We start from the raw sequence: 23,059 nt of genomic DNA on the forward strand, positions 1-23,059 counted from the left end.
GGTCTATTCACCCGACCACGTTATATTAGCCTGCTTACTATCAAGGCATCAACAATCTGTGATCTAAATCACTTTTAAGCCAGAGTGAATAATGGAAAGATTAAAACGGATGTCGGTATTCGCCAAAGTGGTTGAGTTCGGGTCGTTTACCGCGGCCGCGCGCCAACTCGACATGAGCGTTTCATCGATCAGCCAAACCGTCTCGAAACTGGAAAATGAGCTGCAGGTCAAGCTGTTGAACCGCAGCACGCGCAGCATCGGCCTGACCGAGGCCGGCAAAATCTACTATCAGGGCTGCCGGCGCATGCTGCACGAAGTCAGCGAAGTGCATGAGCAACTGTATGCGTTTAACAATACCCCCGCCGGCACGCTGCGCATCGGCAGCTCATCCACCATGGCGCAAAACGTGCTGGCGAACATGACCGCCGAGATGATGAAAGAGTACCCGGGCCTGACGGTCAACCTGGTGACCGGCATTCCGGCGCCGGATCTGATCACCGACGGATTGGATCTGGTGATCCGCACCGGCGCGCTGCAGGACTCCAGCCTGTTCTCCCGCCGCCTGGGGCAGATGCCGATGGTGGTGTGCGCCGCCAAAAGCTACCTCAGCCAGCACGGCACGCCGCAGAAGCCGAGCGACATGGTCAACTTTTCCTGGCTGGAGTACAGCGTGCGGCCCGACAGCGAATTTGAACTGATGTCGCCGGAGGGCATCACCACGCGCATTTCACCGCAGGGGCGCTTCGTCACCAACGACTCTTCCACCATGATCCGTTGGCTGAAAAACGGCGCCGGCATCGCCTACGCCCCGCTGATGTGGGTGATCGAAGAGATCAACCGCGGCGAGATCGAGATCCTGTTCAAAAGCTACCATTCGGATCCGCGGCCGATCTATGCGCTCTATACCGAGAAGGACAAACTGCCGCTTAAGGTGCAGGTATGCATCAACTACCTAACCGACTATTTCGAACGCGTGGCGGCGGTCTATCAGGGTTATCGCTGAGCGGCGCTCAAATAGCGGTGCGCCAGCGCGCCCAGCAGTATCAGAGCCAGCATGCCGAGGCCCCACAGCAGCCAGACGGCGTAGCCCGCCCAGTTCAGCAGCAGAGGAAAATAGCTCGCCAGACCGCTGCCCAGCTGTTTCAGCCACGGCAGCCAGGCATCCAGCACCGTCTGCGGTACCAAACTCAGCACACCGCTCACCGGCAACGATGCACTGCCGGCTGCGTCCGCCAACGCCGGGAGCCAGGTCAGCACGCCGGCCACGCCCCAGGCCAGCAGCGTCCATAGCGCCATGGTGCCCAGCAGCAGCGCGAGTGTCCAACCGCCCCGGTTCATGGCACACCGCCGCCACACTGCGAGCAAAAGCGGCTGCCCGGCGGCAGCGGCGCGGCGCACTGGCCGCAGGTGGCGCTCAGCGCGGCAAACGGCTGGCCGCAGCGATGGCAATAACGTGCGTCCGATTTATTCACCGCCTGGCATTTCGGGCACTGCGGCCCCGGCTCGCCATGCTGGTTATAGCGGTTGCCATGATGCCCGCCGCGGTGACCCGCGCGCTGATGACCGCCGTTAATACCGCCCTGCCCCAACAACCTTTTCAGTAAGCTCATCCCGCCTCTCCTCTGTGCATTAACGCTGAAGCTCACTGTAAACCCTGGAGCAAACTCCAGGGTAAAGCCCGGCGAGCAGGATTTACGTTTCATTACATCGTAAAAGTGGCAAGGCTTTGATGCCGTTAACAAAAGCACCATCGGCATTATCCCACGCCGCCGCGCTGCGTTATGCTGCGGGAACCTCTCCCTGCATCAGGAATAACCATGAAAAAAATCATACTGGACTGTGACCCGGGGCATGACGACGCCATCGCCCTGTTGCTGGCCTGGGGCAATCCGCAGATCGACCTGCTGGCGGTCACCACCGTGGTGGGTAACCAGACGTTGGACAAAGTGACGCGCAACGCGCTGGCGGTGGCGCGCATCGCCAATATCACCGGCGTACCCTTCGCCGCCGGCTGCCCGCGTCCGCTGGTGCGCAATATCGAAGTGGCGCCCGACATTCACGGCGATTCCGGCCTCGATGGCCCGGTGCTGCCGGAACCCCACCTGCAGCTGGACTCGCGCCATGCGGTAGATCTGATCATCGAGACCGTGATGGCCCATCCACCCGGCAGCGTGACGCTGGTGCCGACCGGCGGCCTGACCAATATCGCCATGGCGGTGCGTAAAGAGCCGCGCATTGCCGAACGGGTCAAGGAAGTGGTGCTGATGGGCGGTGGCTATCATGTGGGCAACTGGAGCGCGGTAGCGGAGTTCAATATCAAAATCGATCCCGAGGCGGCGCACATCGTGTTTAACGAAAAATGGCCGCTGACCATGGTCGGGCTGGATCTCACTCACCAGGCTTTGGCCACGCCGGCAGTCTGCGAGCGCATCGCCGCCCTCGGCACCCGGCCGGCCACCTTCGTCGGCGAACTGCTGGCATTCTTTGGCCGTATGTACCAGCAGGCGCAAGGCTTCAGCGCCCCACCGGTACACGATCCTTGCGCCGTCGCCTACGTAATCGATCCGAGCGTGATGACGGTACGCAAAGCGCCGGTGGATATCGAACTGACCGGCACCCTGACGCTGGGCATGACGGTCGCGGACTTCCGCGCGCCACCGCCGCCGGACTGCCACACCCAGGTCGCGGTCAAACTGGATCAGGATAAATTCTGGGATCTGGTGGTAGATGCGCTGGAGCGGATTGGCGAAGTGGAGTGAGAGCGGTGCAGCATGGACTAACGCGCTTTTACAAGCGCGTTAGTCCGTCTGGTATCACGGCAACAGGGATAGGCAGACCATCGCTCCGTTATTTCCATAGGCACAGAACAATCTTAAAAAAATTTACTTTAAAAAAACTTAAAAAAAATCATAAGAACAAGAAGAGTCTTAATAAAAATAAAAACAGACGTGATAAATAAAATATGAAATAAAATAATGAACGGCGATAAATAAAACCACGCCTACCGCACCGCCATTGGCAACAACGATTTAACAAGAAAATGCTTATCTCATTGGCTACATCGCCTGCCGACCCAGAAGCTCGCTGTCGCAAACACGGCGTTTCATTACGCAAAATAAAACTTCAACGAATTGATTTAAATAAAAAAATAAAACAAAATATTAAAAATTGACTGGAGCAAGATGAATTTGAGAAAATGACAATCCTGCTTTTTTCAAACAAATAAGGCACCCTTTGCAGGCAACTGAAATACGGCTTACCTTTTTATATGATTCGCACCAAGCTCACAGAGAGAAATTATTTATCGCTTCAACATGAAGCCTTTTCAATTCCCATAAAATATTTTAAGCATCGAAGCTTCAGCGAATTTAAACACCAAAGTAAAGGATAGGGAATAATTAAAATATGCTTTCAATAAACGCTATCAGACCTTGGCAGGTTAACCATGGCCGATAAATCTCCCGCTAACGCAGCGACCATTGCCGTGCTGCCCCTGCTGCTGATTTGGATGGCGGTGATTCTGCCGGTCTATCATCCCAACATGGGCGGCGGCGGCCTGGCGCTGCCGCAAAATATTCTGGCCTGGAGCGCTATGGCGCTGACCACGCTGCTCGTGACCGCCACCGTTTGTGTTGGCCGTGCCCGTCTTTCACTTACCCCCACCGCACGGCTGTTGCTGCTCGGCATCGCCGTGCTGGCGTTGCCGCTGCTGTATACCCGCCCCGAGTGGCGCGAAGATGCCCTGTGGCGCTGCGCCGGTTTGCTCGGTGGCTGGCTGTTCTATGTCGCTTGCCTGCAGCTGCGCCTCACCGCCCGGCAGCGCGACCTGTTGCTGTTCGGCCTGCTGTTCGCCGTCGGCGTTCAGGCGCTGTTGGCGGCGCTACAGCTGTTCGCCCCTGCTCTGGCCTGGGTATCTCCTAACGGCAGCCGGGTCTACGGCGTCTTTCAGCAACCGAACGTGCTCGGCAGCTTTATCGCCACCGGGCTGGCTTTGGCGCTCTGGCTGCTGCTTGCCCCCCTCTCTGCGCCGACACAGCGGCGGCAACTCCCGCTGCTCGCGCTGCTGGTCGCTTTCTCCGCTCTGCTGGTGCTGATCCAGTCGCGCGCCGCCTGGCTGGGCGGCACCCTAGCGGCGGCGCTGCTGCTGTGGCGCTTTGCCCGCCAGCGCCCGGCCGCAAGCCGCTGGGCCGGCGGCGCGCTGTTGCTGGGTATCGCCCTTGGCCTGATGGTACTGTTCACCGGCTTTGGCCTGGATGGCCACTCAGGTCTTATCGCACGCGAAGGCTCCAATTATTCACGTCTGACAATGCTGCAAGATACCCTGAGCATGATCCTGGCCAAACCGCTGCTGGGCTGGGGCTACGGCGGCTTTGAATACAGCTTCGCGCACTTCCGCCTACAGGCAATGCCCTGGCGAGAAGTGCTGGAAGTCGCCGGGCATCCGCACAATGAAATCCTGCTGTGGTGGGTTGAGGGCGGCCTGCCAGCGCTGGCGGGTATCGTTATCGTCCTCGTCGCCGGCGCGCTGCTGCTGAAACGCGCCTGGCAACGGGATCGCGAGCAACCGGCCGGTGCCCGCGTCGGCCTGTTCCTGGTGCTGCTGCCGATGCTGATGCACACCCAGTTGGAATACCCTTTCTATCTGTCTACACCGCACTGGCTGGTGTTTCTGCTGTTGCTGGCGCTGCTGGACGGCCAAACCGGCGAGCCGCGCCCGCTGCCGTTCGCTAAAGCCCTGAGCCTGCCGGTGGCGATGGCGGCAGTCGGCGTGTTGGCAATGGCGGTCTTCGCCTGGCAAGGGCGCATGGCGCTCACCCAATCGGAGCGCACCATGCTGGCCACCATCGACAGCATCGAGCAGATGCCGCCGCCGGCCGCCTGGATCTACCGGGAGCGCAAAACCTTCGACGAGCAATCTCACGCGCTGCTGGTCTATAACCAAACGCGTGATGATGCCCTGTTGACCGACTATCGGCAGTGGGCCAACGCCTATCTGCAGCGCCGCATCGATGCCAACGTCTACGCTACGCTGATCATGATCTTGCGCTATCAGGGGGCTCAGGCAGAAGCCGACGCTCGCCTGCGGGAGGCCGCTTTCCTGTTTGCGCGGGATGCGCGGTTCAGGTAAACCTATGATGGTTGGAATGGCGGGAACCAATTTTATTGCTCCCGCCGTGTCGACTTAAACCCAACGTTTGATAATGATGGATGTATTGATGCCGCCAAACGCGAAGTTATTGCTCTGTAAGTATTCACAATCGATGCGCCGGCTTTCCCCCATAATATAATCCAGCTCACCACACTGCTCATCCGGCTGATGAAGGTTAAGCGTTGGCGCAAACCAGCCTTCGCGCATCATTTGCAAACTCATCCAGGCTTCCAGCGCACCGCAAGCTCCCAGCGTATGGCCAAAATAGCTTTTCAGCGATGAAATCGGCGTTTGGCCGCCGAAAATAGCTGCCGTAGCCTGGCTTTCAGCGATATCCCCTCGGTCAGTGGCAGTGCCATGAGCGGAGATATAGCCGATGTCCCGCACATTCAAGCCAGCTATCTTCAACGCCTGCTCCATGCATATTTGCATCGTTTCACGCTGCGGTTGAGTGATATGCGCCGCATCGCAATTGGTGGCAAAACCTACAATCTCACCGTAGATAGCGGCGCCGCGCGCTTTTGCATGTTCCAACTCTTCCAGGACCAAGGTCCCGGCACCTTCGCCAATCACCAGGCCATCACGCTGTCGATCGAAAGGGGACGGTGTGCTTTTAGGGCTATCGTTACGCTGGCTCGTAGCGAATAGTGTATCGAACACCGCGGCCTCCGAAGGGCAAAGCTCTTCTGCGCCACCCGCAACCATAACCCTCTGATAACCGTGACGAATAGCCTCCCAGGCATAGCCAATCGCCTGGCTCCCGGAGGTGCATGCGCTGGAGGTCGGGATCACTCGGCCGCGCAGGCCGAAAAACAGACCGGTATTAACCGCTGTGGTATGTGGCATCATCTGCACATAGGTGGTACCGGTGATGTTGTTGGTATGTTTTTCAGTGAGCATAGTGGCGAATTCGCTCACGGGGCCTGTGCTTCCCGTCGAAGAGCCGTAGGCGATGCCGGTTTGGCCGTTAGTCAGTACCGGATCGCCAATCAGCCCCGCTTGTTCCAATGCCAGTTCTGTAGCGCGAGTGGAAAGGAGCGAGACTCGCCCCATTGCGCGAATGCGCTTTCGGGTGTAATGCTCAGGCAGGACGAAATCATCGATTGGAGCGCCCAGTAAGGTATGCAATCCATCATAAACCTGCCACTCGGGCATTGTCCGCACCGCATTTTCATATGCCAACAGACGCAAGGAAACATCCTGCCACCGTTCCCCAAAGGCGGTTACGCCGCCCATACCGGTGATGACGACACGACAAGTCATAGCATTCCTCCGTTGATGGAAATGACCTGGCGGGTGACGTAGCCCGCAATATCGGACATTAAATAGCTCGCCAGGCCTGCGACTTCATCCGTCTGGCCCATGCGCTTCATTGGAATGATCGCCATCGCTTCTTTCAATGCGGCATCTTCCATTTCGATCATCCCCGTGTCGATCAAGCCCGGAGCAATGCAGTTCACGGTGATTTTGCGCTTCGCAAGCTCAATGGCCAATGCTTTGGTGGCGCCAATGATCCCCGCTTTAGCGGCGCTATAATTGACCTGACCGCGATTGCCCATCATTCCCGATACCGACGACAACGTAATGATTCGGCCACCTCGGCGCGCGCCGATCATCGGCATGATGCAGGGATGAATGACGTTATAAAAACCATCGAGATTGGTGTGGATCACGCTGTCCCAATCGTTCTCGCTAAGCGCGGGGAACGCACCATCCCGGGCGATGCCTGCATTGCAGACCACACCGTACCAGGCGCCGTGGGCAGCCATATCCTTTTCCAACACCTCACGGCACTGGTCACGTTCACTTACGTCAAAGTTCAGCAGGCGACCTTGCCCCCCAGACTGCTCAATGGCTGCGAGGGTTTCCTGGGCGCCGGCCTGATCTCGGTGATAATGGACGCCGACCATAAAACCATCGGCGGCGAGCTGACGAGCAATCGCGCCCCCAATACCCTTACTAGCCCCGGTGACCAGAACTGAACGACTCATGCGGTCTCTCCCTGATTAAAAAGCGATGTCAACTCTTCTGACGTGGGTTGGAAAGTATTCACACGGCCAGATGCCAGGCACTCTTGCCCTACGGTAATGGTGCAGTCAAAGCTGCCGAAACGTTCGTCCTGCATCAGCAACCTGGCTTGAACATTCAACGTCGCATTGCCGGGTAGATGCCCGGCCGCACAGGTTAACTCACGGGCGCCAAGCACCATACCCAATGAAATTTCATGCAACCCCGTTTGACGGCGATGCCAGCCGGACCAAACCCCCACCGTTTGCGCCATCAACTCCAGCGCAAACCATCCCGGCAGATTGCCCTGAGCATCGATAAAGGGTCCCAACACCCCGTCAAGATGCACACTGACCTGGCAGTGAACATCGTTTTCCGTCACGTTGACGACCTCATCCAGTAACATCATCGGCTCAGCATGAGGCAGATACTCCGACGGCGGCAAATATTCGTTCATACATCTTTCCCCAATAGAATGCTGGCGTTATTTCCGCCAAAGGCGAAAGAATTAGAGAGGATTATCGGTCGAGCCAACGGTTGACTGGTATGCATGATGCCGCAAGCGGGGAGCGCGGGGTCCGCTGGCGAAGCGCTGAAGTCTTGGGCGGGCAAAGGTAAATTGCGCAGTAAAATCAGCGCGCTGATAGCCGCCTCCGTGATCCCCGCAGCCCCCAGAGTGTGGCCGGTTAAATGCTTGGTCGAACTGCAGGGTACCTGTTCACCAAACAGCGAATGCACCACGCGGGATTCGATTTGGTCGTTAAGCCGTGTCGCGGTGCCATGCAGATTAATGTAACCCACCTGTTTCGCCTCGATATCCGCTTCTGCCAAGGCTTGTTCAATGGCGCGAATGGCCCCCTCGCCCTGAGGATGCGGTGCTGATATATGCCAAGCGTCGCTGGATTCCCCCGCCCCCAACAGAACCAGAGGCTGAGGCTCGCGGGTCAGCACCATGAGTGCAGCGCCTTCACCGATAGTGATGCCGCAACGGTTTTGGGCGAACGGCTGGCAAAGCTGAGGCGACAGCGACTCAAGGCTGTGAAAACCGTTGATCGGCATTCTGCTCAACGTATCGGCACCGCCAACAATGGCGACGTCGGCAAGTCCCGCTTCTATCAGCCGCCGCCCGCTGATAATGGCTCGGGCGCTGGAGGAACAAGCGGTCGAAAGCGTAAATGCCGGGCCATCGACCCGTAACCAGCGGCTGAGAAATCGCGACGGATCGCCGAGCTCCTGCTGAGGATATTGCCAACGTGAGCTAACTTCGCCGTTGAGCGTCAACTGTACATGCTCATCGCCTTCGTTTAACCCGGAGGTGCTGGTGCCCATCACGACGGCGATCCGATCGCGACCAAACCTGGCGACGGCTTCATCAACCTGGGGCTGGATCTGCTCCAGAGCGGCCAGCAACAGTTGATTATTACGGGAACGATGAGCGGAAAACGACGCAGGGATAACGGGTAACTCTCCCTCAACGCCGCCCAGCACGGCTTCTGGGTACCCCTGTAGCCATCCCAATCTCGGACGCATACCCGGCGCAGAGCCGCGAGCGAGGTTTGCTGCTATCTCATCCAAAGTATTCCCAAGCGCATTAATCATACCGACGGCAGAGATGTAAATCATGTTAGCCACCCAGGTATTGAATGGTGATTTGGTATTTAAAAGCATGTTGTTGAATGCTAATCGGCTCTCGCAGGCCATTACGCTGAAGATAGACGATCTCGGTCACCAGCTTGCCGCTGGCGTTACGCAGCTCGCGCTGATTACCCTTATCGACGATCGTCCAGCCGTTCGGCAGCCGCTCTCGCCAAGTCTCAAGCGGCCAAAGACTGAGCATGACATCAGACAACACCTGGCTCGCCGGAGGTAATTGAGGAACGATGATAGATTGCTCGGCGTGTAACCCATTCTCATCATAGGTGAGCTTAAACAGTCGAATTCCCACAGAGGAAAGTCCGGCGAGGGTGATTTTATGCGCATCAGCATGCAACATGACCAACAGCGACTGGCTTTTGCCGTTGAAAGTACCGGTCAACAGTTGCTGCTTGTCGATTGCCGGTGACAAACCAGGCGCGGGCAACACCACACGGGTGCCCGGCTCTAACCAAGCCTGTGGAAACGCGTCATTCCCCGGAGCAACCGAATGGCTGCAGCCGGCTATCCCCATCACAACAAGCAACGCGGCGAATCGCCAGAAATTACGTACCATCATCTTTTTTCTCTTTTCTTATTTGGCATCGCCAGTGGTGAAAGTAGCCAGGCGACGAAAATTCCGCTGACCAAAACAATGCCGAAACAGCTGATTGCCTGCGTGTCACTGAACAACAACATGCCAAGCGTTAACAAGGTCGTCACCATAGCCAGCGTAATGGCCAGCAGCGAAGTCAGCGGCGTACCCTGAGGATTACTAAAAAACAGTGTGTAATTGATGCCAATGCCCAGCACCAGCACTAATGCCAACAGCGAGAATAGGTTCACGCTATACCCGCAAAATGAGAGCACAGCCAATCCGCACCCCAGCGACAACACGGACGGTATCAGACTGACAAGCCCTTTACGCCACCCTTGGCGAACCATCGCGCCACAGGCGATCACAACCAACGCGATACCTAACAACCCCGTTAATACGGCGCGGTAGAGCGCGAAGAGCGAATCAAACGACTGTTTGCGGTCCACCCATGCCACACCGGCCTGCTTGTCCGCCAGCTCTCCCAATTGGTTGTCTGACGTTACGCCATCGACGGGAACCAGCGCCCCACTCTGGCCGTTGGGCAGAGTCAACCACAACAAACGCCAACCTTCACTGGCACTACTTTCAAGCCACGCGGCCACGGAAACCGGCATCGCGTTCAGATCGGGGTGGGCGATATCAAGCCCCGCATTTTTTAGAGCGCGGATCACGGTTGGTGCCGCTTCACGCAGCAGATGTAAATCCTGCTGTTGGCGCGCCAGCGAATTAAGGGGGATCACGCGGAACTGGCTAATCATTCCCTCGCGTTGAGCACGCTCCAGATGAGGCAGGAAAGTTTCCAACCGCTGCAGCGTCTGTTCTGGGGTATTGCCATAGACCACGAACCATTTCTGATCGACGCTTTGCCCGGTCAATCGGCTAATCTGGTTCTCCTGCGCCAGGAGTGAAGACGGCAACGCCTGCAGTTGGGAAATATCATCATTCACGCGCAATGTGGCAATCCCAGCCAATGACAGCAATGCCAAGGCGGTCGGCAACCCTATACGCAACGCTTTATTGCGTCTCCATGCCGCCAACCAACGCAACATCAGCCCCATCGCCGGAACCGGCCGCACCGGCAGACTGCGGCACAACCAGGGATGCCAGAAAAATACGGTCAGACACGATGCGCTAAGTCCGGTGGCGGCAAATACGGCCATCTGGCGAATCCCAGGGAAAGGAGCCAACATCATGATTAGATAGGCCGCCACCGTGGTCAACAATGCCAACAAAAGCGCTTTGCCAACCTTCGTCAGGCTTTGCCAGGGCGACATGACTGCGCCATGCACCATGCGTTCTGTCAGATAGTAGAGCGTATAATCGGCAGAAATCCCGATGATGCTCATGCTCATCACCAGCGTCATCAGATGCAGTTCGCCATACAGCACCAACGTTGCCACCGTCCCCGCCAATGCCCCGACGCTGAGAGAAAGCAGACACAACAGCAACGGTCGCAATGAACGAAAGACCACGATAATTAACAAAATCACGCCCAGGATCGTGGCAACGCCGAGGGTGGAGATATCCCGCTTCGCTTGCTGGCTGGCGTAATCGCTGTAGAACACCGTCCCCCGAGAAAGCAGCTGCGCCTGCGGATAGCGCGCCTTTAGTGACGCTTCCTGTACTGCGAGCTCCGCCACCAAGCGATGGGTCTGTTGCATATCGAAGGAGTCACCCGCCAGCTCCCCATGTAACAAATACCAGTAGTTTTGCTGCTCGTCCTGAGTGACAAGCCAGCCATCCATCAGCCGCAGTCGCTGGCCGTTTTGCGCAAGCGCCAACTGAGAGCCACGCATCAGCATCAATGGATCGTTCTGCAATTCTTTGCCGCTAACGCCGGAAAAAGCGGAATAAAGCTGTGACAGAACCCATTGCGCTTGCGCTTCACCGCCATTTTGCAAACGCATACGGGTGGCGCTATCGATAAGCCCGTTACGGTGCTGCCAGAAAAAGGCTCCCCAGGCTTTCTGGCTTTCGACGTTCATCTTTCCTTTTACTTCAGACAACGTGGGTGACTGTTGAAGTTGCGCCAACCACGTTTCTGCTACTCGCGGATCTGGCTGTTTACCGGGGCTGACCAACCACACCACCTGTTTATCCAGGCGCTGCATAAAGCCTTCATTTAGCGCGAGCGGCGCGGAACCCAGCGCCTGCTTGGGCAGCATCGCCAACACGCTGCTGTTCAAACGTGCGCCCGGCAGCAGCGCCAACAACACAGCAAGCAGCATCAAACATACCAATCCCCATAACAGGGCGTGGCGGCGGGAATTAGTCGGCGGCAAAGCGTTGGCGTTCGTCATCAGTCAGCGTCGCAGGGGTCAGTCGGTGTTGAGAAAGTATGATTTCCGTACGATCGCCTTGTTTATCATTGAGCTGAATAAACTCCAGATAAGTTTCACCAGACAAATCGATTGAGGAGAAAATTTTATCCAATGGCGTGGTTGTCGGCGTCAGGCGAAGAGCCCAACGCCCCTCCCCCTTGTCCTGAAAATCCACGCGGAAATTCTTTTCCAGCGCCTTGCGATCGGCCTGAAAGAGTCCGCGCAACAGATGGTTAAACTGGAACATCTGCGGATTATTTTCGGCGGTAATCGTCTGTTGAGGCTGGTCATTCACCTGTTGAACCATACGAAAATCGTTTAGCATCAGCAGCATGGGGAAAGGACTCTTTTGATCCCACAACAACCCTTGATCGCGGGCAAGCAGCATTTCTCCCTGTGAGCGAAGCGGTTGAGGCATGTCCTTAATCGTACGCGTCTGTGCGAAATGAGCCCGGATCACCGGCTGCCCGGTAAAACGTTGCTGAAGCTCATCCAGCGTGACGGCATGCACCCACGGCGCCAGCAAAAGCAGGCATAAAGGCAAAAGTCTCATGGCGCCACCCCCATGCGTTCAAACAAAATATCTGGACTCACGAAGCACATTTCACGGCTTTTCTCTTCTACCGCAACCTGAATGGTGTAACCCGTTGTGGTCCGTTTCGCAGTCAAGACATCGAATATCTGGTAAGCGATGCGCAAACGGTTTTCATACTCTTCCAACTGCGCGCGAACGCGGATGCGCTGCTCAAATGTCAGCACATCGCGGTATTTCACCCGAGTATCGACAACCGGCCAAACATACCCGGACGCCTGCATTTGCCGGTAACCGTAATCAAACTGGTTCAGCAGCGCCTCACGGGCGATCTCAAAATAACGAAAATAGTTGCCGTGCCACACCACTCCCATCATGTCGACATCATGAAACGGGATGGTAAGTTCAACGTCAGCCGTAAAGCGAGGGTCATTCAGCACCCATTACTCCTTATCGGCGGTGTCAGGCAGCCGCCAAAAATCGAAAAAGTTAAACCAGTCCAACGGGGACATCAGCGCGAAATATTCAAGACGGGCAGCATAGCGGTCTATAGCCACCTGAAGGGCCTGTTGACGTTCAGCGCGCGGTAATGGCAGCGGATCGGCGAAAGCCTCACAATGTATGTGCAGTTTTCCCTCCCGTTGCAAAGCAAAAATCAACAACACTGGGCAACGCAGCAATGCGGCTAGAATAAACGGCCCTTGTGGGAAAGGCGCCGGCTGCCCCATAAACGAACTCCAGCTGACGCGCCAATCGCCACCGCGCTGCGGATTTACCGCAATGCGATCGCCAACGATAGCCACCCACTCGCCGCGATCCAATTTATCCTTCAGCAACATTGCCGTTTCAGGGCCAATGTCATTCACCGGGAGCAGGTTTATTCCCGCCTGCGGTGCCATTTCTTCCATCACCTGTTTAAAGCGTTGGGCGTTTTCGCTGAAGACCAGGGCGTTCACCACTTTCCCACCTTGCCGCTGCGCCAGCGCCCGACACGCCTCCACATCCCCCAGGTGTGAAGCCAATAACAGCTTGCCCTGCGTACTGCCGCTGTTGAGTGCCTCTTCCGCCCCCGGAGCAAAAACGATATCTCGCCCCAATTTCAGCTCTCCCCGCCAACCGGCGACCTTATCCAACATGGCGTGCCCAAATCGCAAAAAGTGGCGGTAGCTATTCAGATGCGGGGGAATTGCCTGCCGCCGCAAAACAAGCTGCTGACGTACGCGCGCAATCCACTGCCGGGATGCCCGTCTCGGCGCCGCCGCGCTCAGCCAGTAGACGCCAACTACCGGCCACAGCAAAAGCGAAAATGCGCGGCGACCGAGCAACCGCCACACCGCTAACATGAAGCGCATGCCCCACATTCCTTTAACTTCCGCTTGTTTCGCCCAATGCGCATTTGTGCTGCGACACAGCAGAGAAGGAATACGCGGCAACATGCCGAAAAATAACCGGGCGTGCATTATCGAGATACGAACGTTGTCCTTCAACGTATCGAAATGCGATACCCCGTCCAGGGGATAAGTCACTCGCGTCGGGACGAAATAGCTGGTGTTACCCTGCCAATAAAGGCGCACCATCACCTCCGTATCGAAATCCATCCGCCTCCCCAGTGAAACGCGCCCGGCGAGCCGCAAAGTCGGGGCTAACGGGTAAACGCGAAAGCCGCACATACTGTCTTTCAACTGCAGAGAAAGCGTTTCAATCCATACCCAAACATGCGTCACCCAACGTCCGTAGAGGCGCGATCGCGGCACGGAATCATCGTATATCGGCAACCCGGAAATCAGCGCTTCCGGATACCGTTCGCTGAGCGCTAACAGTGCAGGGATGTCTTCAATCGCATGTTGCCCATCGGCATCGACCTGCACCGCATGGGTAAAACCAGCGCATGCTGCCGCCTCCAAACCGCGAATAACGGCCACGCCCTTACCCGCGTTGACATCCTGACGAACCAAAATCACACGTTCGTATTGCTCAGCCAGAGCATCAAGCTCACGCCGCGTAGTGGCATCGCTGCCGTCATCGACGATAATGCAGGGCAAGGCCAAGGGCTCAAGACGCGATAGTACGCGCGCCATCATCGCGCCGTGGTTGTAGCAGGGGATCACGACGCAGGGCAAATAACTCAACGACATAACCGGATTTTCCCGCTGCTGGCGGTATGAAGGGTTGCGCCATCATGCCGCAGGTAAGCGAAAGTAAGGCTGCCACGCTCCTCATGCCAATTGAGCCTCAGCGTCACTCGATTTTTCGGCAACAACGGCGCCTGAAATTTGACGTTCTGAATACTGTGGAAGTGAAAACCCGGCGCGAGCAGCATCGCGGAAAAATGCATGACCCAGTCGAGTTGCGCTACGCCCGGTAACAGCGGCTGCACGGCGAAATGCCCTTTGAACCAGAACATTTCCGGCTCAAGAGAAAAGGTGATCTCGGCTTGACCAGGCTGCGGCTGGTAGCATTCGATTTTATGGGGCGTCATTGAAAAACTCCTGTAATTGCGTATCAACGCGCTTATTCATGCTGTTTACCGGGATTTCATCAACCACCCGCCAATAACGAGGAATAGCCACCGGCTCAAGCCACGGCAACAGTGCACGACGCCACGACAATTCCAACGCGTTGCCATGCTTTTCTCGCCAGGCATCCTGCCGCTCACGATCTAATACCAGCAATGCACCGATACCTTGGCGTCCTCGACGAAAAATCGGCACCGCCGCCGCATCCTGAATGCCGTCCAGCGCTATCAGCCGACGTTCTACTTCACTCAGTGAGATGCGTTTCTCTTCAATTTTCACCACTCGTCCACGGCGCCCATGCAAACGGAAACGACCATGCTGGATAAACTGCAGCTCATCATCCAATAATTGCCCGTCAGGTTGCGCAATCAACGGTGATACGGCGCGGAAGGCATCGCCCTCTGCCGTGAGCGTCACCCCCGGAAAAAGTTGCCACGGAATGTCATCTTGTTCGCGGTAGCGCCAGGCAAGAATGCCGGTTTCAGTACTGCCGTAAATTTCATCCGGCCAGACGCCGAGCCACGCTTGCGTCGCCATAACGTCTTTCCATGGCAACATGCCGCCTGCGGAGAAAATCATGTTGACCGATGGCGCAGCCAACCGGGGATCGAGTCGTTTGAGGAAAGCAGGACTGCTGACAAACAGATAGCGATATGAACGATCAAAAGCAGCCAACTGTTCGACGTAATGAAGCATTGCCGCATGCAGAGGCAATCCCTGCGACATAGGCAAGAAAATGCTAAACGTGAGGCCATAGAGATGCAGGGGAGCCACCGATGCCACCACACGACAACCGTCCAACTGCCCAGAAAAGCGGGTCGCTAACAGCCTGGCTTCATCATCCAGAACCGCGATCCGCTTAACGACTCTTTTGGGTTGCCCGGTGGATCCGGAAGTAAACAGTTCGATGCTGGCGTCATCGGTGAGCGCCGGCAGACAGATCTTCGTCGGCGCCGGTTTTTGGGCTGATTCCACAACGAGCAGCGCCCCACTCCAGCACAGTTCGGCATCACTTAACACGCCGTTAAACAGCGACTGTTGCTCTTCAAGCAGTGAGACCCGGCGATGCCCTGGGATCACCGGTGTTTTGCCGGCGTACAAGACAGCCAACAACGCCACAATTAACAGGTAGCTGTTTTCAAAGCACAGCGCCCAGCGTTCGGCTTCTTGCTGACGCAAGCGATCGAGCAATATCGATACGTCATAGCGCAATTGACCGAGTGTCCAGGTCTGTTCGCCAAGCCAAGCAATGAGCGTCTCATCGGGGCGCGATGCACTTAACCATTGCGACAGTGAAAGAGGGGGAGTCATCGCACATCTCGCCGTATTATGCGACGACGCACCAACCATTCGCCGGCCATCAGCGCGCCTATCAGCAGATAAGCAATCATGCCGTTCCACATTGTCCAAAGCGCCATATCTCCATGCAAGGCGGTTAAGAAGGCCATGGAGCCGTTGAACACGAAGAAGATGCACCAGACCTGGGTAACACGACGCGTATAACGAACGCCTTCAGGGGGCAACTGCGGATCGCGCAGCCGAGCCAAACGCTCGACCAACGGCATATCACTCCGCAGCGAACCGCCAAAGCCAAACAGCATCACCACATTGACAATGACCGGCCACCACAGCAGCAGCTGATGAGCGCGTAACAGCGCGCTGGTAACGCATAACGCAATCCCCGCCAATGCCACACTCTGCATAATGCGATGCATCGGCCCGGCTTTTCGCCGCAGCTGACGTAAGCGTAGAAACAGCATCAGCGCCATCGATGGCAGCAGCCAATGCAGGCCTCCATGCAGCAGGCCAAACCAAACCAAAAACGGCCAAGCTAACACGATTAGCGCCATCATGACCTGAAGTACCGACAACCTTTTCCCTTGCACGATGGATCAGACTTCTCGCAGCAAACGTTCTACCGCTTCGACGACATCTTGAACGGTTCGCACAGCTTTAAACTCTTCCGGTTTGATCTTCCTGCCGGTTTTCTTTTGCAATTGCACAATCATGTCGACCGCATCGATGCTGTCGAGCTCAAGATCTTCATACAAGCGGGCTTCAGGCGTAATCGACGCGGGATCAATTTCAAAGAGTTTGATCAGAAGCGCGGAGACTTCTTCATAAATAGCGTGTTGTTCTGTCATGGCGGACTCTTTCTCAGGCTCGTTGCGAATGAATAAAAGAAGCCAGCGTTGCTACAGAGTAAAAGTGCTGGCGCATTTCTTCACTTTCGGCGGAAAGCACGATGCCGTACTTATTTTTTACCGCCAGCCCGAGTTCAAGCGCATCGATTGAGTCCAGACCTAATCCTTCCCCGAACAGAGCCGCCTGCGTTTCAATATCATCCGCCGTCAGCTCCTCCAAATTCAACGTATCAATAATGAGATTTTTAATTTCTAGGTAAAGCGCTTGCATCATTAAGTCCCGAAAAAGGTGTTTCAACGAATTGTAATTGTTGCGAAAGGTGCCGGTTCAGCTGCCTGGCCGCCAATGCCGGCTCTGGTGTTTTGCCATCATAAAAATGATCGATCGGCACTCGACCGCGTACTTTGATCTCAAAGAGCGGCTTTGTAAGGGGGACATCGTACCATTTGCTCTGTTTATCCAATAAATGCTCACTGCAGCAAATCGCCACAATACGCAGATCGCGGCGGCAGCGGACGGCAATATTGGCCGCCCCGCGCTGCAGAGACATCTTTTTCCCCGGCTCGGTACGCGTGCCCTCAGGAAAAATTAAAATGGTGTCTCCGCGCCCCAATCTTTCCTGACACTGTGGCAATAAAGTCTCAGCCTGACTGTTAACCAGATAATCCGCTGCACGAATCACCCCGCTGACAAACGGATTTCTCAGTAATGCGCTTTTCACCAGGCAATCCGTTTCCGGCATCACGGAAGCCAGCAGCACATAATCAATCAACGTAGGATGATTCGCCACCACCAGACAGCCGCGTTCATTACGCAGGCAATCGGCGCCATGGATACGGTAATCCAATACGCCAATGCTCCTCGCTACCGTTAAGAACAATCGAAAACTGGCTGAAATACTGCGCCGCGCTATGCGGCAGCGCTTATTGTCATCACGTATAACAAGCAAGAGCAAATTAAACCAGGTCAGGGAAAGCAGCAGCCCACCGAGCCCAAATAATGCGAAGCAAAACCCGGTCATGACCAAGCGCCAGATACGGTTTAATCCGGTTACAGCGTTCATTTCATGAGACTCCAACGCCACTGCAGCCGTTCTCCGTCAATCGTAAAGTGGGGCGTCTGCGCGAGATAGTGCCTTAAGAACTGCAAGCTTTGCGGCAAAGACACTTCATTGCCTGCATAATCACTCTCCGTGGAGCATTGCAGCATATCCCCCGGCTCAAACAACAGCGCCACGGCATACGCCCAGGTGGGCATTTGCGCAGGAAGCCCCGGATGGTAAAACGCTGGGATCACACCATCAAAATCCACCATCAATACACGTTGATGGCCGGCCTGCAGCAAGCAAACCACTTCACAAAGCCCTTGCTGGAACGTATCCATGCCGGCGGAAAGCGAAGAGGATACGATCGGTTGCTTGGCAACGATCGTCAGATTTCCAACCGCGGAGTTATGAACCGACATGGTAAAGTCCGTCGGTGAAACAGCCTGGCCGGTCGCCAATGCATGAAGGATACGGTAGTTACGCTCCAGTTCCCCGTGACGGCTGGTATAAAGCACGGCGTCAACGGCATGACGACGCAGCAAAGAGAGCCCGCAATCAACCGCCAGCTTACTGCCGGAGCTCAAGCGACGGGCGACCATCATCGGCAATTCATCAGGCAACGCCTGAGGCGCGCTCGGATCAATGGCATCAGGTTGGCGCGCCCATGCAAGCCACTGGGTCGCTGCGCTCAGACCCGGTGCTCGAGCCTGCCAGTCGACTATGTTCAAGGCAAATTTCATTAACGCAAATCCGTGGTGTATCCGTAATCTCTGGCACAATGCGCCAAATTGACGCCTCTTTTTAAGTCAAATTTTCTTGCATATGAGTAAGGTATGACCAACACCGAGATGATCGACGCGCTTTTCAACCTCAAATCCTGCCGTTTCCAAGTAGCGATAAAATTTCTCTACGCTGTAAAAACGGCTATTGCCGTTAGCCATGCAGGTAAAATAAAGCGACGTGGCGTTCAGGCTGAATGAGGCCGCCTCAAATTTTTGCGCATCCCAGAACAGCTCCATAACACACAACCGAGCACCAGGTTTCATCACCTTGGCGATACGCTCCAACATGCCAATTATCTGCTGCGGAGCGAAGCAGTCGAGGAACTGGCTCATCCACCAGATATCCGCTTCGCCAGGCAATGTGGCATCTTTGAGCATATCAACCGCATGAAAGCCAATGCGGTGAGAAAAACCGGCATTTTCGACATTTTGGCGGGCAAGTGCAATTTGTTGCGGTAAATCCAGTATCGTAATCGTGACATCGTCATCGTATTGGCAGCAACGCAGCGCCCATTTTCCCGTATTTCCTCCGACATCGTACAGGCTTAGAGGTTGGCCGGCGAAAATATGCGGCAACGCAGCATGAAAGGCCGCATCAGAGTAGTAATGATCGAATGCAAACCAACTTTCACGAGCTGGAGATGGTAACTGGGACAGCACAGGATAGATAGTTTCCGTGTCACTGAACACCTGGAGACCCGCAGGTTTGGACTCCTTTAGCGCTTGCGTCAGAAAGAACAACCCCTGATAACAGACATCCTGTGTGAAATCCATATTCACACGGGTCATCGTGTCATGCAGCAGGAAGTGCCCCACTTTTGTGAGGCGGTAGCGCTCGTCGCGGCAGGTAATGATGCGACCACTCAACCCCATATCCAACAGCACGCTGGTGGCATAATCATTCAGACTGCTATTAGCAACGATTTCATCCAGAAACGCGCCTTGTTCACCTTGCTTATCCAGATAGGCCAACACCCCCCCATTGCGCAAACAAAGCGCCGTTTGAAACAGCATGGGAGCAAAAGCAATGCGTTGCGCTTCAGTTATGGCATCAAGCGCATTAAAGGTGTCTTGTTCATACATAACGATGATAAGCGTCCTGTGCTAAAAATATTTATCGGGCCATACTTGGCCCGACTAAAAAGATATTACTGCACTGCATTCGTGGCGAGGTTAACCTGAATATCTTTATCCAGATTGCGTACCCAACGATTATAGTTTTTATGAATCTTACCTTGAGAAGCAAGCAAATTCTGGCTGCTGTCATAATCGATAGAATAAGCCGTTGCCGAGTAGGTAATACGCACCTCTGCACTGTGATTGCGGTTTTGCTGACGCGCCTTGATGACACTCGGCCCTGCATCATTCATGATCCATTGGCGCTGGGCGCCCGCCTTAAGGATTGCGCTTCTGACTTGAGCTTCACTATGCCCGGCACTAACTGTCGAATGAACATTATCAACCGGCGCTGTGCGCGCACATCCCACTAAGGCCCCTGCCACGGAAAATGCGATTAACAACTTGGAAACCCTTTTCATACAACCTCCATATTAAAGTAATTTTGATAACTTTCATCAATGGATAAATGAATACCTGCAACAATACAGTCAAATGAAACCACAGTTTATTTATTAACCGGCACCTTACGGTATTTTTAAATTAAAATCATCAGCCACTCACAGGCTGAATGAAATCAATATAAAAACAGTGAAAGACTCGTAAATCAATGAACTATCGGACAGATTGAATTTGTAACCATCCAATATTCATTGAAGCTATCGGTGATTATATCGATTAAATTAACACCATCAAAATGCTTATTCATGACCATCAGTTCCGGCCATTTAAAGTACTCCAAACAATACCCTTACTCAAGAAAAATGTAACTAAATTATACCAAATCCCTGGCTCTCATTGCCAAGCATGACTGGCGAAAGGGGGAACTGCAGAGGTAATGACTGATACACCTGCACAGGCCGGCTAATCAGTATCGTGTAGCGAGAAATGCTTGAGATTAACGCGGCAAAATCGCGCATGTTTTATCCAGCAGCGATTCTACCGAGGCGCGGTTGCCAACGTCCCAGCCACGCTTCGAGGCCAGCAAGATAACCCCCCGTTGGCCGGCAAACGTGGTCGGAACAATGGCCACGCCATACTCCGCCAGCTGCTGCGGCGACAGATGAAAATAATCCGCAAGATCCTTAATCGGGTAGATGCCCATCGCGGTCGGTTGCATCACGCGGCGGGCATAGTAGGTGTGGCGCAACAGCTTATCCGGCAAAGGCCGCCATTGTTCCTGAATATAGGGGCGTTCCGCCTGCAATTGGCGCCGTACATCTTCGCGCAGGCAGGTCAGATGAATATGCAATTGGTTCTGGCTGCGGCCATAAGCGGAGTTGATCGCCATGCCCAGCCTGTCGTCCGGCACCGGCCCGCCATACTCGGCGGCCAGCCGGTAACGCATCAGCCATGCATAGCCAAAATAGTCCGTCCGTTCCCCGGCCAGCAGCAGCGGGCTTTCAATACCGGAAAGCGGCGCCGTCGGCACCAGAATGAAGTGGTAGGGATAACGCGGGTTTTGCAGCACGCTGAAACCCTGCGCTTTCCCCTGCGGCATATAAATCTGCTCACACGGAGCCGGATCGCGCTTTTGCTGATAGTTGGCCATGCAGAGCTTATCGACCACGCCCCACAGCGCATCGGAACGGGCACAGCCCGTCAGGGACAAAACGCCCAGCAACAGCAACCAACGCTGGGTAGACACACCAAAGCACGCCATCGTCATCTTTCTCGGCATCATCGCCGCACAGCACTCTTTGCGCGGGCGAGAAAAAACTCAAAATGGGGAATGAACAAGGGGCCGGTGCATGGCCCCTTGAGGAAAGATTACGCCGTGCCGCCGACGGTCAGCGTATCCAGTTTCAGCGTCGGCTGGCCAACGCCCACCGGCACGCTCTGGCCTTCCTTGCCGCATACGCCCACGCCTTTATCAAGCGCCAGATCGTTGCCGACCATCGAGATCTGCTGCATCGCCTCGATGCCGGAGCCGATCAGCGTCGCCCCTTTCACCGGTTTGGTGATGCGGCCCTTCTCGATCAGGTAGGCTTCGGTGGTGGAGAACACGAACTTGCCGGAAGTGATGTCCACCTGGCCGCCGCCAAAGTTCGGCGCGTATAGGCCGTACTCAACGCTGGCGATGATCTCTTCCGGCGTCGATTGGCCCGCCAGCATGTAGGTGTTGGTCATGCGCGGCATCGGCAGATGTGCATAGGACTCGCGGCGGCCGTTGCCGGTCGGCGCGACGCCCATCAGCCGCGCGTTGAGCTTGTCCTGCATGTAGCCTTTCAGCACGCCGTTTTCGATCAGCACGTTGTACTGGCCCGGCACGCCTTCGTCGTCGATCGCCAGCGAGCCGCGGCGCCCTTGCAGGGTGCCATCATCCACCACGGTGCACAGCTCGGAAGCCACCAGCTCGCCCATATGGCCGCTGAACACCGAGGTGCCGCGCCGGTTGAAGTCGCCTTCCAGGCCATGGCCCACCGCCTCGTGCAGCAGTACGCCCGGCCAGCCGGCACCCAGCACCACCGGCATATTGCCGGCCGGCGCCGCTACCGCACCGAGATTGACCAGCGCCATGCGCACCGCTTCCTGGGCATAGACATCGGCACGCACGTCGCCGTCGACGCTTTCCAGGAAATAGTCGTAACCGAAACGGCCGCCGCCGCCGCTGGAGCCGCGCTCACGCTTGCCGTCCTGCTCCACCAGCACGCTGACGGAAAGGCGCACCAGCGGGCGAACGTCCGCCGCCAGCGTACCGTCGGTGGCGGCGACTAACACCTGCTCGTAAACGCCGGTGATGCTGGCGTTCACTTCCTGCACTCGCGCATCGGCGGCGCGCGCCACCTTGTCGACGCGGTGCAGCAGGGCGATTTTCTCTTCGCGCGGCAGGCTTTGCAGCGGATCGAGCAGCGGATACAGCGCCCGGTAACCGACCTCGCCCAGGGTGTGCGCCCGCCCGTCGCCCTGCTCACGCACGATGCTGCGCGCCGCCTGGGCGCTCTGCTGCAGCGCATTCAGGGTGATCTGATCGGCATAGGCGAAGCCGGTCTTCTCGCCGCTAACGGCGCGCACGCCGACGCCCTGGTCGATATTGTAAGAGCCATCCTTGATGATGCCGTCCTCGATCACCCAGGCTTCGTGATAGCTGGACTGGAAATAGAGATCGGCATAGTCGATACGGCGTTCTGCCAGTTGACCCAGTACCTGGTACAGGTCTTGATGACTCAGCTTGTTGGTAGCGAGTAACTGCTCACTGACAAACGTCAGACTCAT

Annotated in this window: 25 protein-coding genes; 3 read left to right on the plus strand and 22 right to left on the minus strand. The window is 55.9% G+C overall.

Annotation, left to right across the window (positions count from 1 at the left end; genetic code table 11):
- Positions 1-91: 91 nt before the first annotated feature.
- On the plus strand, positions 92-1,003 hold the full coding sequence (gene aaeR / locus C9411_RS11615) for an HTH-type transcriptional activator AaeR (RefSeq protein WP_063988583.1): 912 nt from the start codon (positions 92-94) through the stop codon (positions 1,001-1,003).
- On the opposite strand, the gene C9411_RS11620 is transcribed toward aaeR, so the two are convergent.
- Both C9411_RS11620 and C9411_RS11625 read right to left on the minus strand, forming a co-directional pair.
- Positions 994-1,338: a hypothetical protein gene (locus C9411_RS11620; RefSeq protein WP_107227092.1), complete on the minus strand. Its 345-nt coding sequence runs from the start codon at positions 1,336-1,338 to the stop codon at positions 994-996. The two genes, aaeR and C9411_RS11620, sit on opposite strands and share 10 nt — an antisense overlap.
- Positions 1,335-1,610 (minus strand): zinc ribbon domain-containing protein, encoded by a 276-nt coding sequence (locus C9411_RS11625; RefSeq protein WP_063988581.1) that lies wholly within the window; start codon positions 1,608-1,610, stop codon positions 1,335-1,337. The genes C9411_RS11620 and C9411_RS11625 overlap by 4 nt, the downstream gene beginning before the upstream one ends.
- A gap of 207 nt (positions 1,611-1,817) precedes the next feature.
- On the opposite strand from C9411_RS11625, the gene C9411_RS11630 reads away from it, so the two are divergent.
- Both C9411_RS11630 and C9411_RS11635 read left to right on the plus strand, forming a co-directional pair.
- The gene (locus C9411_RS11630) at positions 1,818-2,759 is read left to right on the plus strand and encodes a nucleoside hydrolase (RefSeq protein WP_063988580.1); all 942 of its coding nucleotides are present in this window, start codon (positions 1,818-1,820) and stop codon (positions 2,757-2,759) included.
- Positions 2,760-3,445: 686 nt separating this feature from the next.
- Complete coding sequence (locus tag C9411_RS11635) at positions 3,446-5,128, plus strand: PglL family O-oligosaccharyltransferase (protein ID WP_107227093.1); 1,683 nt, start codon at positions 3,446-3,448, stop codon at positions 5,126-5,128.
- Positions 5,129-5,182: 54 nt separating this feature from the next.
- Here C9411_RS11635 and C9411_RS11640 read toward each other — a convergent pair whose 3' ends face one another.
- The 20 genes from C9411_RS11640 to tldD form a co-directional block, all read right to left on the minus strand.
- Complete coding sequence (locus tag C9411_RS11640) at positions 5,183-6,412, minus strand: beta-ketoacyl-ACP synthase (RefSeq protein ID WP_063988578.1); 1,230 nt, start codon at positions 6,410-6,412, stop codon at positions 5,183-5,185.
- Positions 6,409-7,140 carry a 3-ketoacyl-ACP reductase FabG2 gene (locus tag C9411_RS11645; protein ID WP_063988577.1) on the minus strand — a complete coding sequence of 244 codons (732 nt, stop codon included), beginning with the start codon at positions 7,138-7,140 and terminating at the stop codon, positions 6,409-6,411. Before C9411_RS11645 ends, C9411_RS11640 begins: the two co-directional genes overlap by 4 nt.
- Entirely contained in the window at positions 7,137-7,613 is a 477-nt protein-coding gene (locus C9411_RS11650) for a 3-hydroxy-fatty acyl-ACP dehydratase (protein ID WP_063988576.1), read from the minus strand. The genes C9411_RS11645 and C9411_RS11650 overlap by 4 nt, the downstream gene beginning before the upstream one ends.
- Complete coding sequence (locus C9411_RS11655; RefSeq protein WP_107227094.1) at positions 7,610-8,779, minus strand: beta-ketoacyl-[acyl-carrier-protein] synthase family protein; 1,170 nt, start codon at positions 8,777-8,779, stop codon at positions 7,610-7,612. Before C9411_RS11655 ends, C9411_RS11650 begins: the two co-directional genes overlap by 4 nt.
- A 1-nt stretch (position 8,780) precedes the next feature.
- The gene (locus tag C9411_RS11660) at positions 8,781-9,368 is read right to left on the minus strand and encodes a DUF3261 domain-containing protein (protein WP_107227095.1); all 588 of its coding nucleotides are present in this window, start codon (positions 9,366-9,368) and stop codon (positions 8,781-8,783) included.
- A complete protein-coding gene (locus C9411_RS11665; RefSeq protein ID WP_107227096.1) occupies positions 9,365-11,686 on the minus strand; it encodes an MMPL family transporter in 2,322 nt (773 codons plus the stop codon). Before C9411_RS11665 ends, C9411_RS11660 begins: the two co-directional genes overlap by 4 nt.
- Entirely contained in the window at positions 11,655-12,260 is a 606-nt protein-coding gene (locus C9411_RS11670) for an outer membrane lipoprotein carrier protein LolA (RefSeq protein WP_063988572.1), read from the minus strand. Before C9411_RS11670 ends, C9411_RS11665 begins: the two co-directional genes overlap by 32 nt.
- Positions 12,257-12,679 carry a thioesterase family protein gene (locus C9411_RS11675; RefSeq protein ID WP_025304404.1) on the minus strand — a complete coding sequence of 141 codons (423 nt, stop codon included), beginning with the start codon at positions 12,677-12,679 and terminating at the stop codon, positions 12,257-12,259. The genes C9411_RS11670 and C9411_RS11675 overlap by 4 nt, the downstream gene beginning before the upstream one ends.
- 3 nt (positions 12,680-12,682) lie before the next feature.
- On the minus strand, positions 12,683-14,374 hold the full coding sequence (locus C9411_RS11680) for a glycosyltransferase (RefSeq protein ID WP_107227097.1): 1,692 nt from the start codon (positions 14,372-14,374) through the stop codon (positions 12,683-12,685).
- A complete protein-coding gene (locus C9411_RS11685; RefSeq protein WP_063988570.1) occupies positions 14,365-14,718 on the minus strand; it encodes a hydroxymyristoyl-ACP dehydratase in 354 nt (117 codons plus the stop codon). The genes C9411_RS11680 and C9411_RS11685 overlap by 10 nt, the downstream gene beginning before the upstream one ends.
- Positions 14,705-16,066 (minus strand): AMP-binding protein, encoded by a 1,362-nt coding sequence (locus tag C9411_RS11690; protein ID WP_107227098.1) that lies wholly within the window; start codon positions 16,064-16,066, stop codon positions 14,705-14,707. Before C9411_RS11690 ends, C9411_RS11685 begins: the two co-directional genes overlap by 14 nt.
- Positions 16,063-16,641, minus strand: coding sequence for a hypothetical protein (locus tag C9411_RS11695; protein WP_063988568.1), 579 nt, complete (start codon positions 16,639-16,641; stop codon positions 16,063-16,065). Before C9411_RS11695 ends, C9411_RS11690 begins: the two co-directional genes overlap by 4 nt.
- 6 nt (positions 16,642-16,647) lie before the next feature.
- Positions 16,648-16,899 (minus strand): acyl carrier protein, encoded by a 252-nt coding sequence (locus tag C9411_RS11700; protein WP_063988567.1) that lies wholly within the window; start codon positions 16,897-16,899, stop codon positions 16,648-16,650.
- Positions 16,900-16,912: 13 nt separating this feature from the next.
- Complete coding sequence (locus C9411_RS11705; protein WP_049204340.1) at positions 16,913-17,170, minus strand: phosphopantetheine-binding protein; 258 nt, start codon at positions 17,168-17,170, stop codon at positions 16,913-16,915.
- Positions 17,145-17,984: a lysophospholipid acyltransferase family protein gene (locus C9411_RS11710; protein WP_074181137.1), complete on the minus strand. Its 840-nt coding sequence runs from the start codon at positions 17,982-17,984 to the stop codon at positions 17,145-17,147. Before C9411_RS11710 ends, C9411_RS11705 begins: the two co-directional genes overlap by 26 nt.
- On the minus strand, positions 17,960-18,685 hold the full coding sequence (locus C9411_RS11715) for a beta-ketoacyl synthase chain length factor (RefSeq protein WP_063988565.1): 726 nt from the start codon (positions 18,683-18,685) through the stop codon (positions 17,960-17,962). The genes C9411_RS11710 and C9411_RS11715 overlap by 25 nt, the downstream gene beginning before the upstream one ends.
- 66 nt (positions 18,686-18,751) lie before the next feature.
- Entirely contained in the window at positions 18,752-19,810 is a 1,059-nt protein-coding gene (locus tag C9411_RS11720) for a methyltransferase (protein ID WP_107227099.1), read from the minus strand.
- A gap of 65 nt (positions 19,811-19,875) precedes the next feature.
- Entirely contained in the window at positions 19,876-20,265 is a 390-nt protein-coding gene (locus tag C9411_RS11725) for a hypothetical protein (RefSeq protein ID WP_063988563.1), read from the minus strand.
- Between the two features lie 476 nt (positions 20,266-20,741).
- Entirely contained in the window at positions 20,742-21,506 is a 765-nt protein-coding gene (locus tag C9411_RS11730; protein ID WP_107227135.1) for a CDP-diacylglycerol diphosphatase, read from the minus strand.
- Positions 21,507-21,613: 107 nt separating this feature from the next.
- The gene (tldD, locus tag C9411_RS11735; RefSeq protein WP_107227100.1) at positions 21,614-23,059 is read right to left on the minus strand and encodes a metalloprotease TldD; all 1,446 of its coding nucleotides are present in this window, start codon (positions 23,057-23,059) and stop codon (positions 21,614-21,616) included.

This window comes from Serratia sp. Nf2, assembly GCF_003028435.1.
GTDB lineage: Bacteria > Pseudomonadota > Gammaproteobacteria > Enterobacterales > Enterobacteriaceae > Serratia > Serratia marcescens_L.

What these genes read in the sequence shown, in the direction of transcription:
- aaeR (WP_063988583.1), top strand. Translation starts at nt 92, where the DNA reads ATGGAAAGATTAAAACGGATGTCGGTATTCGCCAAAGTGGTTGAGTTC.
- C9411_RS11620 (WP_107227092.1), bottom strand. Translation starts at nt 1,338, where the DNA reads ATGAACCGGGGCGGTTGGACACTCGCGCTGCTGCTGGGCACCATGGCG.
- C9411_RS11625 (WP_063988581.1), bottom strand. Translation starts at nt 1,610, where the DNA reads ATGAGCTTACTGAAAAGGTTGTTGGGGCAGGGCGGTATTAACGGCGGT.
- C9411_RS11630 (WP_063988580.1), top strand. Translation starts at nt 1,818, where the DNA reads ATGAAAAAAATCATACTGGACTGTGACCCGGGGCATGACGACGCCATC.
- C9411_RS11635 (WP_107227093.1), top strand. Translation starts at nt 3,446, where the DNA reads ATGGCCGATAAATCTCCCGCTAACGCAGCGACCATTGCCGTGCTGCCC.
- C9411_RS11640 (WP_063988578.1), bottom strand. Translation starts at nt 6,412, where the DNA reads ATGACTTGTCGTGTCGTCATCACCGGTATGGGCGGCGTAACCGCCTTT.
- C9411_RS11645 (WP_063988577.1), bottom strand. Translation starts at nt 7,140, where the DNA reads ATGAGTCGTTCAGTTCTGGTCACCGGGGCTAGTAAGGGTATTGGGGGC.
- C9411_RS11650 (WP_063988576.1), bottom strand. Translation starts at nt 7,613, where the DNA reads ATGAACGAATATTTGCCGCCGTCGGAGTATCTGCCTCATGCTGAGCCG.
- C9411_RS11655 (WP_107227094.1), bottom strand. Translation starts at nt 8,779, where the DNA reads ATGATTTACATCTCTGCCGTCGGTATGATTAATGCGCTTGGGAATACT.
- C9411_RS11660 (WP_107227095.1), bottom strand. Translation starts at nt 9,368, where the DNA reads ATGATGGTACGTAATTTCTGGCGATTCGCCGCGTTGCTTGTTGTGATG.
- C9411_RS11665 (WP_107227096.1), bottom strand. Translation starts at nt 11,686, where the DNA reads ATGACGAACGCCAACGCTTTGCCGCCGACTAATTCCCGCCGCCACGCC.
- C9411_RS11670 (WP_063988572.1), bottom strand. Translation starts at nt 12,260, where the DNA reads ATGAGACTTTTGCCTTTATGCCTGCTTTTGCTGGCGCCGTGGGTGCAT.
- C9411_RS11680 (WP_107227097.1), bottom strand. Translation starts at nt 14,374, where the DNA reads ATGTCGTTGAGTTATTTGCCCTGCGTCGTGATCCCCTGCTACAACCAC.
- C9411_RS11685 (WP_063988570.1), bottom strand. Translation starts at nt 14,718, where the DNA reads ATGACGCCCCATAAAATCGAATGCTACCAGCCGCAGCCTGGTCAAGCC.
- C9411_RS11690 (WP_107227098.1), bottom strand. Translation starts at nt 16,066, where the DNA reads ATGACTCCCCCTCTTTCACTGTCGCAATGGTTAAGTGCATCGCGCCCC.
- C9411_RS11700 (WP_063988567.1), bottom strand. Translation starts at nt 16,899, where the DNA reads ATGACAGAACAACACGCTATTTATGAAGAAGTCTCCGCGCTTCTGATC.
- C9411_RS11705 (WP_049204340.1), bottom strand. Translation starts at nt 17,170, where the DNA reads ATGCAAGCGCTTTACCTAGAAATTAAAAATCTCATTATTGATACGTTG.
- C9411_RS11715 (WP_063988565.1), bottom strand. Translation starts at nt 18,685, where the DNA reads ATGAAATTTGCCTTGAACATAGTCGACTGGCAGGCTCGAGCACCGGGT.
- C9411_RS11720 (WP_107227099.1), bottom strand. Translation starts at nt 19,810, where the DNA reads ATGTATGAACAAGACACCTTTAATGCGCTTGATGCCATAACTGAAGCG.
- C9411_RS11725 (WP_063988563.1), bottom strand. Translation starts at nt 20,265, where the DNA reads ATGAAAAGGGTTTCCAAGTTGTTAATCGCATTTTCCGTGGCAGGGGCC.
- C9411_RS11730 (WP_107227135.1), bottom strand. Translation starts at nt 21,506, where the DNA reads ATGGCGTGCTTTGGTGTGTCTACCCAGCGTTGGTTGCTGTTGCTGGGC.
- tldD (WP_107227100.1), bottom strand. Translation starts at nt 23,059, where the DNA reads ATGAGTCTGACGTTTGTCAGTGAGCAGTTACTCGCTACCAACAAGCTG.